This window comes from Kitasatospora sp. NPDC005856, assembly GCF_040629945.1.
GTDB lineage: Bacteria > Actinomycetota > Actinomycetes > Streptomycetales > Streptomycetaceae > Kitasatospora.
In genome coordinates, this window is sequence record NZ_JBEXWT010000011.1 from 64,352 (window position 1) to 77,194 (window position 12,843).

Consider the following 12,843-nt stretch of genomic DNA (forward strand, 5'->3'; position numbering starts at 1 on the left):
CTCCCGTACGGGATTTTGGTGTTGATCGTCCGGGGTGGGACCTGTTCCAGGATGGCCCGTGCGGTCTGCTCGGGGGTCAGGTGGGTGGTGTCCACGGTGTGGAGCCGGTAGCCGAGCCGTTCGAGCACGGGGACGGCCTCCTGGTAGAGCCGCAGTTCGCGGGCGGTGGCGGCGGCGTCGAGTTCGAAGCGGTGCCGGGTGCCGCGGTGGGCGAGGCGGCGCTGCACGGTGTCGGGTCGGCGGTGAGGAGGACGGCAAGGTCGGGGACGTCCGCGCCCTCGTTGACGGCGAGGAGGAAGTCGGTGTCGACGCCGTCGGCGCGCTGGAGGACGAGGGTGGAGGGCAGGTAGCGGTCCAGCAGCACGGTGGTGCCGGCGGCGCGGCGGGGGCGGACGTCGGTGTCGAGCTGGTGGAGGCGGTCGGCGGCCACGGCCAGGGCGAGGGCGCGGCCTCGCATCGTCGCGGCGGCCGCGCGCACGGCCTGGCCGTAGGGGGTGGCGGAGGGCCCGGTGGCGGTGTGGACGGTGTGTCCGGCGGCCCGCAGGGCGCGGGCGGTGGCGGCGACGGCGGTGGACTTGCCCAGGCCGCTGGGCCCGTCCACGGTGAGCAGCAGTCCGTTCACGCGGTCACCTCGCGGCGGGCCGCGGCGGCGTTGCGGTGGTGCTGTTCGCGGGAGATGTCGGCGAGCCAGCCGTAGAGCCGGGCGAGGGGGACGTGGCCGAACTGCTGGCCGGTGGCGAAGTTGAACTCGTCGCGGCCGCGCATCGCCTCGTCGGCGCCGTGTGCGGTGAGGTCGACGTCCTGGTAGGTCTGCATGGCCTCCGGGTCCCAGCCCTGGCGGACGAGGTCGGCGAAGACGGGCGAGCCGGGGTAGGGGCGGAAGGTGAACGCGGAGGCGCGGAAGGTGCCGGGCAGGCGGTCGGACAGGGCCCAGAGCTCGCGGATGTGGGCGAGGGTGGCGAGGGCGTCGTCCGTGGTCTCGCCGGGGTAGCCGAGGATGAAGTACCCCTTCACGCCGATGCCCTTCTCCAGCAGCCGGCGGGCGACGGTGAGCGTCATCGCGGGGGTGATCCGCTTGTCCATCGCCTCCAGGATCCGGGCGGAGCCGGATTCGATCCCCAGCGCGACCTCGCGCAGTCCGTTGCCGCGCAGCCGCTCCAGGACGGTGTCGCTCTCGCGGTCGAGGACGTTGATGCGGCCGGTGGCGTCCCACACGTACCTCTCGCCGACGCGCTCGGCGGCGAAGGCGTCCAGGGCGGGGTGGATGACGCGGCGGGCGCCGAGGAAGAGGTCGTCCACCGCGCGGAAGGCCGTGCACCCGAAGTCGGCGTCGAGCCGGTGCATCTCGGCGATGATGTTCTCGGGGGTGCGGGTGCGGATGCTGACCTCGGGGTTCATGGAGGCGGCGGCGCCGCAGAACCCGCACTCGTAGGGGCAGCCGCGCGAGCACACCAGGTTGGCCTCGATGCGGCCGTCGGCGGCCCGGTACGGATCCTGGGCGAGGAAGCGGCGGTCGACGGCGAGGGCGTCGATGTCCGGGGCGAGCCAGCGGGCGGTGTCGCCACGTCGCGGGATGCCGCAGGCGGTGGTACCGAGCAGGCGGTCGCGCCACATCACCTTCGGCAGTTCGCGGCGCCGGTGGACGTCCCCGAGCAGGGCGGTGACCCGCATCTCGCCCTCGCCGACCACCAGGGCCTCCAGACGGGCGAAGCGCGGGTCGGCCAGGACCCGCCGCGGGTCGGCCTTGGCGTGGTGGCCGCCGGCCATCAGCGCGATCGCCGGGTCCAGGGCGGCGGCGATCCGCGCCGTCAGCTCGTAGGTCGGGGCGAGGAGGTTGAAGGCGGCCCAGCGCGGCCGCAGCGCGTTGACGATGTCGGCGGTGTGCCGGATGCCGAGTCCGTGGGCCTCGGCATCCAGGATCCCGACGTTGAAGCCGTGCGCGGCGACGTGGGTGGCGATGTAGCCCATGCCGAGGACCGGCAGCGTGTAGTCGTTGACGCGCGGGCGCAGGCCGTAGTCGCGCAGCGGGGCGTTGACGAACAGGCAGTCGAGGGCGCGGTCCGGGTCGGCGCCGGCGACCAGGTCATGGGCGGTGCGGGTCTGTTCCTCCGAGCTGATCGGTGCGGGCATGGGCCCCCCAGGTGAGTGTCGACAGGGTGAGGGTGTGCAGGTGGCGCGGTTCGTCGCCGGCCAGGTGGTGCCAGTGCGCGCCGAACAGGGCCTCGGTCTTCTTCGGCTTGTCGGCGGCGGGCCAGGGGTGGTCGGGGGCGATGCGGGCGGCCCAGGTGCGGACCGCGAGGTCGGCGTGCGGGTAGACGGAGAAGTCGCCGGTGAAGTCGGCGGCCGCCGCGGCCGCCGTCCAGGGCCCGATCCGCTCCACGCCCACGAGCTCGGCGGCCAGGGCCGGGGCGTCCAGCCGCTCCCAGCGGGCCCGGTGCTCCAGGTACGCGTTCGCGGCCGCGCGCAGCGCGGTGCGGTGGAACGTCGTTCCGACGGCGGCGAACTGCTCGTCGGTCAGGGTGAGGACGGTCTCGGGCGTCGGCGCGGTGTGCAGGGTGCGGTCGGGAGCGGGGCCGCGGCCGTTGTCGGAGGCGGGGCCGTTGCCGTTGTCGGAGGCGGCGCCGTTGCCGGGAGCGGGGCCGTTGTCGGGAGCGGGGCCGTTGTCGGGACCGTTGCCGGGGGCGGGCAGCTCGGTGCCGTGGGCCGCGCACCAGCCGCGATAGAGGCGCCGGGCCTGGTCGGCGCGGACGACCTGGCGCAGGACCGCCGTGGTGATCGCGTCCCACAGCCACGGGTTGGCCACCCGCACGCTCGGCCCGAGACCGCGCAGGCCGGCGAGGAGGGCGGGCGGGACGGTGCCGGGCAGCGACGTCGGGTCGGTGGTGACGAGGGCGGGCTTGGTGTCCTCCGTGCCGTCCACGCAGGCCAGGTCGAGGCCGTCGGGGGTGAGGGTGGCCAGCCAGCGGCCGTCGGCGGTGCGCAGGGGGCGCTGCCGGTGGCCCTCGGTGTTCTCCTGCCAGGCTGGGTGATCGGTCGTCAGGACGGTGTGCACGGGGCGCTCCTTGCCTAGGGTGCCGAAGTGGGCCGCCCCAGCTTGCCAAGTCCGGGCGGGCGCCGGGGCCGGTTCGGCCGGGATCCCGGCGACGTCGGGGCACCGGAGCGCGGGGATCCCGTCGGCATCGGGGCACCGGAGCGCCGGGGTCATGGGGCCGGGTGCTGCGTCACCGGCGCTCGGGCACGGGGTCGATCACGCCTGCGGCGGCGAGGCTCCGGTAGAGCGCGTGGTGCTCGGCGTCGGTCATCCGGCGCGAGTGCGCCGGTGCCTCGCCGCCGACTGGTGGGGGCCAGGCGGAGACCGGCGGGACCAGGTCGGAGGCGGCGTGGGCGGCGGAGCGGTAGGGGCCGCGCAGCATGAGGGTGGTCGTGCCGGGCAGCATGACGGCCCGGTGCACGAGCGTGGGCGCCAGGGTGTAGCTGCTGCCAGGGAGTTCGGTGGTGGTGACGGCCGGGCGCAGGTCGCCGGAGGTGAACGGGCCGTCGGCGCGGTCGTCGGCGCGGCCGTCGGCGCAACCGTGGGTGCGGCCGTCGGTGCGCAGGAAGACGGTGTGGAGGTAGCCGCCGGTCAGGACGCGGGCGGCGAACGGGTAGGCGTGGTCGTGCGGGAGCAGCTGGTTGCCGGGGCGGGGGTTGGTGTTGAGGCGGATCTCGTACCCGAGGTCGTCCGCCGTGGACAGGACGAGACGGTCCAGCAGCAGGGTGGTGCGGGAGGCCTCGTACCGCTCGGGGGCGAGGACGGTGGTGGTGACCAGGTAGGACAGGAGACCGCGGTCGGCGGCGAGGCGGTGGAGGACGTCGGACTCGGCGTGGATCCGCGGCAGGTCGGCGGCGCGCAGGTCGGGGATGTCCTCCAGCCGGGGTGCGGCGGCCCGGGCCGCACCGGTCGGGCGGGGGCCGGTGAGGCGCGCGTGGGCGTCGGCGGCGGCGGCCCGGTACTCGTCCGGGGTCAGCGGCGCGGTGCCCGGGGCCGGGGTGGGGGCCTGGGTGGAGGCCGGGGCGTGGGACGCGATGAGCTGCGCGCTGTCCGGGGAGCCTGTGAGCCGGGTCGTGGCACCGGCGTGCAGGAGGCAGACCTGGCCGGGGTCCAGGGTGCGCAGGTACTGGGGTTCGTCGTGGTCGACGTCGTCCCGGTCGCGGTAGAGGGCGAGTTCCAGGGTGCCGACGAGCGGGACGAGGGCGGTGGTGCGGTCGGCGGGCCAGGGCCCGGCGCAAGTGGTGCCGTCGGGGGAGGTGCTGTCAGGGATGGAGCTGTCGGGCAGGCGCAGGTGGATCGCCGGGTGGCCGTCGCGGGGCGCGGCGAGCAGGAGCAGGGTGTGGCCGGGGGCGGTGCGGGAGCCGGCCGCGAGGGTGCCGGGGTCGGCCCGGTCGAGCAGGTGCAGGGCCAGCTCGGTGGCGGGGGCGAGCCAGGCGTCGGTGACCAGGTGCTCGGGGCGGTCGGTCAGGGCGTCAGGGTCCAGGTCGGCCAAGCCGGCGGCGGCCAGGGGGTCGGCGGCCAGGGGGTCGGCGGCGGCCGGGGTGCACTGCGACGGGGTCATGGGCATGGTGATCTCCTCCGTGAGGTGGTGGCCGCACCGCAGGACCAGGGGCTCGTGGACCTCCGGCAGCGGGCGGACGTCCGTGCGGGAGGCCGTCATCGCGGCCCCCAGTTCCACGGGGCGGGGTGGGCACCGCGCAGGCAAGCGACGCGGTGGGCGGCCTGCCGGTGGGCGGCGGCGTCGAGGTGGGCGCGGCGCACCGTGTGCATCACCGCGGTGAGGACGACGACGTCACGCACGACCTGGTAGCCGGACCAGGCGCCGATGTAGGGGTGGTCCGGGAGCCGGCCCTCCCGCTCGTAGGAGAGGTAGGTGTCGGCATAGGTCCGGTGGTCCTCGCGCGGGCCGGTGAGCAGTTCGGAGCGCCAGCGGGCGGCGACCAGGTCCCACTCCCGGTGGCCACGCGTCAGCGGGCGGCGCAGCAGGAGGCCGACGTGGACGCCGTCGTCGTGGCAGGGGACCAAGCCGAGGGCGCCGAGGACGACGGTGTCCGGTGTCGGCCAGTCCAGGTAGTCCCACTCCTCGCGCAGCTGCGCCGTGTGCTCGCGCAGGAACCGGCGGGCGGCATCGTCGAGCGGGGCGTCGTCCAGTCCGTCGAGCAGGTGGGCGAACGGGTCGTGCTCCCTCAGCCACGGCGCCGACGCGGGGTCGATGCGGTGGGTGAGGGCGGTCACCCATGCGGACAGGGACGTGTCGGTGCTCGGCCTCCCGGGGTCGTGCCAGAAGGTGACGGCCCGGCCGTCGGCGGCCGGGCGGATGTCGGTGTACCAGGGAGAGGCGACGGGAAGCCGGTGCTGCCGCAGGAACTGCGCGCCCTTGACGAGCGCCCAGGCCTCGTCCAGGTCCGGGTGCACGATGGCGAGCGCGCGCGAGCGCGAGCCGAGCGACCACAGGTGGTTCGGGCTGTCGCTGACCAGCTCGGCCTTCGCGGAGTCGTCGCCGGTGGCCACGCAGGCCTGCGTCAGGGCCTCGTAGGAGGCCGCGATGTCCAGTCTGCGGGCCGGGCTGATGGTCCTGAGCAGCGTCTTGGTGCGCGTTCCGACGCTCACGGCGCAGTCCTCGGGTTCGGAGTGGACGGATGGAGGGGGAAGCGGCCCCGGGAGGCGGTGAGCGTGCACGCCCCGTGCGGGCGGGGCGGTGCTCTTCCGCCACCCGCCGCCGTGTCGCTCCAGGGACGGGTGTTCCGGACTCCGGTGGCACCGGTGTGCACAGGCAGCCGTGTGCGGAGGCGGCAGGTGCTACCGGAGGCCTACGAGGTGCCGGTCACGCCGGTATTCGGTCGCGCGCCGGCTGCCCGGGCAGCCGGCCCACGGCGGGCCGAGGCCGGAACTCCCGCACGAGCGCGTCCGCTCGCGGCGCCGCGACCCGCGGGTGGACCTGCTCGCCCACGGTGGCCGCCGGACGCGCCTGCTCGGGAAGCCCGATCTCGGCCCAGATCTCCTTGCCGCCCTCGGGGAGCTCTTCGACTCCGAACCGGGACACGACCGCCGTGACGAGCATCAGCCCGCGACCGCAGGTCGCCTCGTCGCCGGCCGACCGGTACTCGGGCCGGCCGAGCCCCGGGTCGGTCACGGACACCCACAGCACACCCGCGTCGTACCGCAGGCGGGCGGTCAGCATCACGTCCGGCCGCTCGCCGCCGCAGCCGTGCACGACGGCGTTCGTGCCGAGTTCGCTCAGCACGAGCTGCAGATCGTCCAGCACGGCGTCCTGCTGCCGACCGTCCAGGCCGAGCGTCGGCAGCGCCGTCCTCGCCCAGCGGCGGAGATCGCCGATCCGTTCCCGTTCGGCAGGGAACCGTGTCGTGATGGTGCGTGATCTCGGCTCCATGGGGGCGCCTCACTCGCTCGGGGTCGGGTATCTCGGGGCACCTCGTGGCACCCTGAGAACGGACACCTCGGGACTGGTCGCAGCGCGAAGTCACGGCGACGGTTCGTCCAACAGAACCGCTGCTCTTGAACATTGGCGGTACGTTGGGCCGTGTTGAGGTGCCTGATCAGTTCAACACCGGAGCGGTATCTCTCGGTACAGTCAGCATCACGGAATGTGGTTCACAAGGTTCACATCCGGATCTGGGGAGGGACCTATGTCAGCGTCCAACACTGCTCTCCAGCAGTTCATCAGTGGTCACGGATTGAAGCTGGACGTGGTGGCACGTGCGCACCGCGAGCAGGCGGCCGTCAACGGCGACCTCGGCACCGGGACGACGAAGTCCACGGTGTCGATGTGGTGCAGCGGCCACCGACGACCGAAGGCGCGCGCTGCCGAACATCTGGCCCAGGCGCTGAGCAAGATCGTGGGACGACTGGTCACACTGGACGAGATCGGGTACGGCGAAGCACACCCGCAAAGCCTTCCGACGCTGTCGACCGACCCGGTTGCCGCCACCACTGACCTCGGGAGGGTTCTGATGGACATCAACCGCCGAGACTTCCTCCAGCACTCCGTCTACGTCTCGGCCGCACTGGCCCTGCCACTCAGCTACGACCACGAGGCGGTCGACCGTACGCTGCGTGCCCGCCAACCCGGCGCCCGGGTCGGCAAGGCCGACGTGGCCGCCGTCCGGAACACCGTGCAGGTGTTCCGTGCCGCTGACGAGCAGTTGGGCGGAGGCCACGGCTTGACCGCGGCCACCTTCTACCTCACCGACGCGGCCACGCCGATGCTCAGCGGTCGGTACGAGGACGAGAAGGTGCGTCTCGACGCCTTCAACGCCGTTGCCGAACTCGCCTACCTGCTCGCGTGGAAGCACCACGATCTTCAGCAGGAAGGAGCTGCCCAGCGCTACTACCTCCTCGGGTACCAGCTCGCCTGCATCGCCGACTACCACGGCCACGGTGCGTGGATGCTCCGGGCACTCGCCCACCAGGCACTCAACCTCAAGCAGCCCGAGCACTGTGTGGCCCTCGCGGAGGAAGCCTTGCGCCGCGCCAACGGCCGTGTCGACGCCCAGACGTGGGCGATGCTGCTCATCACGAGCGCCCGTGCCTATGGCGCCACCCGGCAAGGCGGCAAGGCCGCGGACGCGCTGCTGTCCGCGGAGGACGCTCTCGTCAGGACCACCGATCCGGCCGCCGACTACGCGCTGGCCGCTGGACCGGCCGGCGCCACCATCAGCTCCCACACGGGTAAGACACTCTCGGAGCTGGGCGACCACAGGAACGCCGAGAAGCACCGCCGCGCCGCGCTGGCCGGCCGTGACCCGGAGAAGTACCGGCGAGTCCATGCGCTGACGCTGGGCGAACTGGCGAGCACCCTCGACAGCAGGGGCCAGATGGACGAAGCCGTGTCCACGTGGGGAGAAGCGTTGGACCTCATGGACGGCATCACCTCGAAGCGCAACACCGAGTCCATCCAGTCCATGCGCAACACCATGCGGCGGTACCAGGCACGCGGCGTACCCGGCGCCGCCACGCTGTCGGAACGCGCCCGGAAGGCTCTCGCCGCCTGACTCATCCGGACACGGCCGGAAGGAAGTTCCGAGGCAGGCACCTGGTTTCCGATCGGGCACGGCAGCGCAGAGCCGCAGGAACGCGAATCCTGTCCACCAGCGAGCCGAACCCCTGCCGCCCCAACCGCTTTCCTCGTGGCGAGGCCATGCACTTCGCCGACCGCGCCGCCGCTCTCGACGTGCTCGAGCAGGTGATCCACCAGAAGCCGAGGCCCGGTGACGCCGGGCAGAACATATCCCCGCGAGCGCGGGGCCGACGGCTGCGAGGGGCTGTCGTACCTCCTTGCCTGGGCCTTGGTGCGGTGGTCGCGGTTGGCGTGGTTCTTGAGCTATCCCCGCGTGCGCGGGGCCGACGCGTCGAGCGATGATCACGGACGACACCCCGGGCATGTTCTTCACGCACAAGGTCGAGTAGGGCGGGCCGCCGCTCATCCAGCTCTCGGTCCGGAGCACGTGGGAACGTCAGGTGGCGGCTCTGGGCGGGGCGGTGCTGAACGGCTGTGCGGTCCTGGACGTCCTCGCCTGGGACGAGAGCGTCACCCCGCGTCGCCCGGCGGGGGTGCGTGCCGCGTTGATCTGCGCCGACTACGACGTGGGCATGCACGGCTGGCGGGCCCACGCCGACAACCGCGACCTGCGCGTCGCCTTGGGCCAGCCCGTTCACCACAGTCTGGAGCCGCACCACCAGCCTTCCGCCCGTCACCTGACGAGTCGACCCCGACCCGACGAAGACCAGAACGGAGGACACCAGCACTACCCCGAGCCATGGAACCCGTCGTAGCGGCAGCAACACGCGACGACCCCGCCCGACACTCTCGGGAACAAGCCGGGGGAACCGATCACCTCATCGAGCAGCGATCACGGCTGACGAATCGGGGTGAATGATCACTCGGAACCTCTGTCGCGCGCCCCGCAGGGCGCCAATGCGACAATTGTGCCAGCATTGAAATAGTGGCCTCGTTAGGGCCGGTGACACGCAGGCATAATCAATAGATCATTCCGGGCGGTATGTCGTGAGCTCGGGCGGGCGAGTTTCTATCCGACTTTGGTTGGCCGGGCCTTGGCTGGATCGCGACGCCGACACCTAAGCTTCAGTCGTTGAAAAACCACCCCTGTCGCCCCGGGCTTTCTGCTCCGCTCCCCACGCTCGACTTTGAAGCTTGGTGGCAGTTTCACATGAGAAGGGGATCTGATATGAAGATTTCCGCTCATCGTTTCCGCGAGTCAATGGGATGGATCGCAAAAAGACGCGAAGCGCTGTTTGTGTTCGGTACCGTTGTCGTGGGAGTAGTCGGACTTGGGCTTGTCTTGTCTGCTCCCTTTGATGATTCGGCCCGCATCGGACTGGGTTCCGCGTTGATCACGGGCCTAATCGTCGGTATTGCTGTCGCCGCGATCGAGCGAGGCATCGAGTCCCGCCGAGTGGCGGCCGAGCGTAGGCGCGAAGAGGAACAGCGCGAGGCAATGTTCGAGGTGGCGCGGAACAGGCTTGGTCACCTGATCGCGGCACATACTTGGACCTATTGGAATCTGCTCCTCGAATACCGGGACGACCCGAAGTTCGTCATGAAGCCGCCGACGGGATTCCGGAATGACGATGTACGCGATGTCCACCGGACTCTGCAGTGGCTGCGAGAAATAATGGGCGCCGACCAGCGCTGGTGGCAGGACACCGATCTCCTTGAGACAGCCGATGCACTGTCATTCGTTGCGGTTGATCTTCTTGAGAGAACGGGGTTTCCGGAAACCCTGCGAGAGGAGGACCCTCGTTTGCAGTCGCTCGCACTTGCGCGAGAGCGCACCGTGGAACGACTCACAGGTATCGCGCAGCGTCTTGCCGAAGCAGGCGACTCCCAACGTGCATTTCTAATCGATGGTCAGCTCGAATTTTTTCTATCACCCGATCTTCCCATGGCCATCTATGCCCCTACCCTTGACCTGCTAGAGACCAAGGATGGGATTGCGTGGCTTGATCGCCCCTTGTCTCCGATGCGAGACGAGGTCGGCTGGATCGTCGACCAGCTTCGACCTGACCCAATTGCCGTGAACGAATACGGTGAGCCCGCCACCCCCGGTGCACCGAATCCAGCTGAATACCGCTGGGGCGGCCTACTCGATGATGGCGAGGAGGGAGCGCTTGCGTGGGATCAGAGGTTTTCTCCGGGCTCGTGGCTTCGGCGCATCTTCGATAGGGCAGGCAAGGATCTTCCGGCAAGATTCGGACTTGAATCTCGGGGGGCTCTACCGAATTTACCGTGATAGCGGTGACGTTTACTTGATGGCAGGGCTTTCCCTTTGAATGTGGACATCCTGGACAGATCTGGTGGCGCAGGGTGTCGGGGGTGAACCCGGCGGCGACGTCGGTGTGGCCAGTGTGCGCCTCGGCCCAGACGTCGGCGAGGATATCGAGCAGGTCGGTGGTGTGGCTGGCGCTGCAGGGCGATGGCGGGGCTCATGTGGTCCTTCAGGCAGCTGGCGGGAGAGCGGCGGCGTGGTCGGTGTCCAGGTACTCGGTGACGCAGGGCACGGTGCGGTGGGCGTGCGGGGCGTCGGCGATGTCGTTGAGGGAGCGGACGAGCCGTTCGGAGTGGACATCGGGCAGGTGGGCGAGGGCGCGGCGGGCTGCGTCGGTGCATGTTGTCCTACCCGCCGAGCCGGGGACGTGAAGCCAGGCTGCTGCGGTGTGCGGCGCGCCAGCGAGGCCGAACCGCATGTCCCCATGTCGAGGCTGTCACCGGTGTGCCAGCTGTCCAACGCCGCATCCATCGGATTGCCCGAGGCCGCCCGGAACTTCGCGTTGCGCCGTAGGCTCTGGGAATGGTGAAAGCTGGAGCGTCCGCCTACCGTGGGTTGATCCTCGACTTCTTCGGTGTCCTGACCTTCAATATGGTCGAAGTGATCTCCGCGTTCGAGGGCCGGGAAGGGATTGCCCGCGGGACCTTCCTTCGTGCCTGGGCCGATCCTCGAGGGCAGGAGCTGTTCCGTCAGCTTGAACTGGCCCGCATCTCCCAGGTGGACTGGAACAACGGGTTCGCGGCCCTGATGGGTGTGGCGCCGGACAACCTGATGGCCCGGTACCTGCACGATGCCTTCCCGGCTTACCCAGTCGTCGAAGTCGCGCGGCAGGCCCGGGCTGCCGGGGTCAGGACGGCGGTGCTGTCGAACAGCCTCGGGCGAGAGCCCTATGACCCCTACGCCGGGTTCGACCTCGTCGGCTCGTTCGACGAGGTGGTGCTGTCGGCCGAGGTTGGTCTGCGCAAGCCGGACCCGGCGATCTTCCGCCTCGTACTGGACAGGCTCGGCGTGTCGGCGGAGGAGTGCCTGTTCGTCGACGACAGCGAGCAGAACTTGGCCACCGCAGCCGAGCTCGGAATCACCCCGGTGCTCGGGCTGGACGAGAAGGTGGTGGCCGGCCGGCTGCGCGAGTCGCTGCGCCTACCTGGCCTCTTCTAGGAAGTCGCGGACCGGGCGGTAGGCGGTGTGCGGCGCAAGCTTGTCGCGCAGGCCCTTGAGCTGGGAGGCCGACCGGGCGGAGTCGACGGAGCCGAGGCAGACGGCCGCGCGGCGGCCGGTTGCGACGGCCGCGTCGAGGTCGTCCTGCGCGAGATGAGCCTCCGCCGCACGGGCCAGGTAGATGGCGTGGCTGCGGGGGAACTCTTCGTCTCCCGGGTATGCCCGCATGCCGGCCTCGAAGCGGCGCAGTGCCTCGGCCGGGTCGCCGAGGTCGAGCGCCGAGGATCCGGCGATCATCTCGATCTCGCCGTAGGTCACCCAGTACAGGAAGTCGGGGTCGTCGTCCCTGGACCCCTTGTCCAGGGCGGCGTGCGCCAGGTGGAGCTGGTGCCCGGTCGCCGTCCTCGCCCCGGTCTTCGACAGCGCGCGGGCGGTGCGGGCGGCGAGCATGGCCTCCATCCGCGGGGTGCCCTGTCCCCGCACTGCGGCCCGGGCTGCGTCGAGGAGGTCCACCGCGCGGTGGGCCTGGCCGGGCGTGGAGTAGCACTGCACTGCCGCGAAGGAAAGCGCGTAGGCGCCGCCGATGACGTCGTCGGCTTCGGCGGAGGCCCGCAGGGAGGCGTCGAAGTAGCGCTGCGCGGTGCCGGGACGTCCCTGGTCGAAGCTGCACCACGCCACCTGCCGGGCGGCTTCCGAGGCGATCCGGTACAGCCGGGTGGAGGCGTAGCGGCCCGTCTTGAGCAGGGTCACTGCAAGGGACAGCTCGCCGGCTGCTTGCTTGCGGACCTCGCCGCTTCCGAGTTCGTCGTCGACCCGGCGTAGATGGTCCAGGCGGTGTTCGATGTTCGCGAGCAGCCCCGGCCCCCCGCCGGCCTGGGCGGGATGGTCGGGTCGGGCTCGGCCGAGGGCCTTCACCCAGCGCCCGGCCGAGGCCGACAGCGCGACACCGGCGGTGACGAAGCTCCTGCGATCCACTCTTCTCCCATCCACCAGTTCCGCGAGGACGGTCAGGGTCGCTCCGTCCTCGTCCCAGCCTGCGGTCGAAGGCCCGTCAGCCGCCAGTGCTCGGGTGAATCTCCCACCCGAGCGTAGAACCCGGTCGTAGGCGGCGGCCACATCGGCGGTCACCGCTCGGTTCCCGTTCTCCACGTTGCGCAGATACGCGGGGCTGAAGCCCACATCCCGGGCGAAGCGCTCCCAGGACAGGCCGGAGTCCCGGCGTGCCTCTCTCATACCGTTCCGCAGTCGCTCGGACATCGCGACGCTCCTCGGATTTGGGATCGCTGCTGGATCGCCCGATTCCATTGTCCCTGCCTCGCTGGCGGTGTGTGCTCGTTTCAGCACAGA

The 12,843-nt window shown here is 71.1% G+C and carries 12 protein-coding genes; 4 read left to right on the forward strand and 8 right to left on the reverse strand.

Annotated elements, in window-relative coordinates:
• Positions 1-76: 76 nt before the first annotated feature.
• The 6 genes from ABZ449_RS09535 to ABZ449_RS09560 form a co-directional block, all read right to left on the reverse strand.
• Positions 77-622, reverse strand: a complete 546-nt coding sequence (locus ABZ449_RS09535) for a dTMP kinase (RefSeq protein ID WP_360342834.1) — start codon at positions 620-622, stop codon at positions 77-79.
• Positions 619-2,130, reverse strand: coding sequence for a radical SAM protein (locus ABZ449_RS09540; RefSeq protein WP_360342836.1), 1,512 nt, complete (start codon positions 2,128-2,130; stop codon positions 619-621). Before ABZ449_RS09540 ends, ABZ449_RS09535 begins: the two co-directional genes overlap by 4 nt.
• The gene (locus tag ABZ449_RS09545) at positions 2,084-3,052 is read right to left on the reverse strand and encodes a hypothetical protein (RefSeq protein ID WP_360342839.1); all 969 of its coding nucleotides are present in this window, start codon (positions 3,050-3,052) and stop codon (positions 2,084-2,086) included. Before ABZ449_RS09545 ends, ABZ449_RS09540 begins: the two co-directional genes overlap by 47 nt.
• 169 nt (positions 3,053-3,221) lie before the next feature.
• The gene (locus ABZ449_RS09550; protein ID WP_360342842.1) at positions 3,222-4,691 is read right to left on the reverse strand and encodes a hypothetical protein; all 1,470 of its coding nucleotides are present in this window, start codon (positions 4,689-4,691) and stop codon (positions 3,222-3,224) included.
• The gene (locus ABZ449_RS09555) at positions 4,688-5,641 is read right to left on the reverse strand and encodes a hypothetical protein (RefSeq protein ID WP_360342845.1); all 954 of its coding nucleotides are present in this window, start codon (positions 5,639-5,641) and stop codon (positions 4,688-4,690) included. The genes ABZ449_RS09550 and ABZ449_RS09555 overlap by 4 nt, the downstream gene beginning before the upstream one ends.
• A gap of 214 nt (positions 5,642-5,855) precedes the next feature.
• Positions 5,856-6,422 carry an ATP-binding protein gene (locus tag ABZ449_RS09560; protein WP_360342848.1) on the reverse strand — a complete coding sequence of 189 codons (567 nt, stop codon included), beginning with the start codon at positions 6,420-6,422 and terminating at the stop codon, positions 5,856-5,858.
• 256 nt (positions 6,423-6,678) lie between these two features.
• On the opposite strand from ABZ449_RS09560, the gene ABZ449_RS09565 reads away from it, so the two are divergent.
• The 3 genes from ABZ449_RS09565 (at position 6,679) to ABZ449_RS09575 (ending at position 10,302) form a co-directional block, all read left to right on the forward strand.
• The gene (locus ABZ449_RS09565) at positions 6,679-8,043 is read left to right on the forward strand and encodes a tetratricopeptide repeat protein (protein ID WP_360342851.1); all 1,365 of its coding nucleotides are present in this window, start codon (positions 6,679-6,681) and stop codon (positions 8,041-8,043) included.
• A 466-nt stretch (positions 8,044-8,509) separates the two neighbouring features.
• Positions 8,510-8,824 carry a hypothetical protein gene (locus ABZ449_RS09570; RefSeq protein WP_360342854.1) on the forward strand — a complete coding sequence of 105 codons (315 nt, stop codon included), beginning with the start codon at positions 8,510-8,512 and terminating at the stop codon, positions 8,822-8,824.
• A 413-nt stretch (positions 8,825-9,237) separates the two neighbouring features.
• The gene (locus tag ABZ449_RS09575) at positions 9,238-10,302 is read left to right on the forward strand and encodes a hypothetical protein (RefSeq protein WP_360342857.1); all 1,065 of its coding nucleotides are present in this window, start codon (positions 9,238-9,240) and stop codon (positions 10,300-10,302) included.
• Between the two features lie 205 nt (positions 10,303-10,507).
• On the opposite strand, the gene ABZ449_RS09580 is transcribed toward ABZ449_RS09575, so the two are convergent.
• Complete coding sequence (locus tag ABZ449_RS09580) at positions 10,508-10,756, reverse strand: hypothetical protein (RefSeq protein WP_360342860.1); 249 nt, start codon at positions 10,754-10,756, stop codon at positions 10,508-10,510.
• Between the two features lie 104 nt (positions 10,757-10,860).
• On the opposite strand from ABZ449_RS09580, the gene ABZ449_RS09585 reads away from it, so the two are divergent.
• Entirely contained in the window at positions 10,861-11,496 is a 636-nt protein-coding gene (locus tag ABZ449_RS09585; RefSeq protein WP_360342863.1) for an HAD family phosphatase, read from the forward strand.
• Here the strand turns inward: ABZ449_RS09585 and ABZ449_RS09590 are convergent.
• On the reverse strand, positions 11,479-12,753 hold the full coding sequence (locus ABZ449_RS09590) for a helix-turn-helix transcriptional regulator (protein ID WP_360342866.1): 1,275 nt from the start codon (positions 12,751-12,753) through the stop codon (positions 11,479-11,481). The two genes, ABZ449_RS09585 and ABZ449_RS09590, sit on opposite strands and share 18 nt — an antisense overlap.
• Positions 12,754-12,843 lie beyond the last annotated feature (90 nt).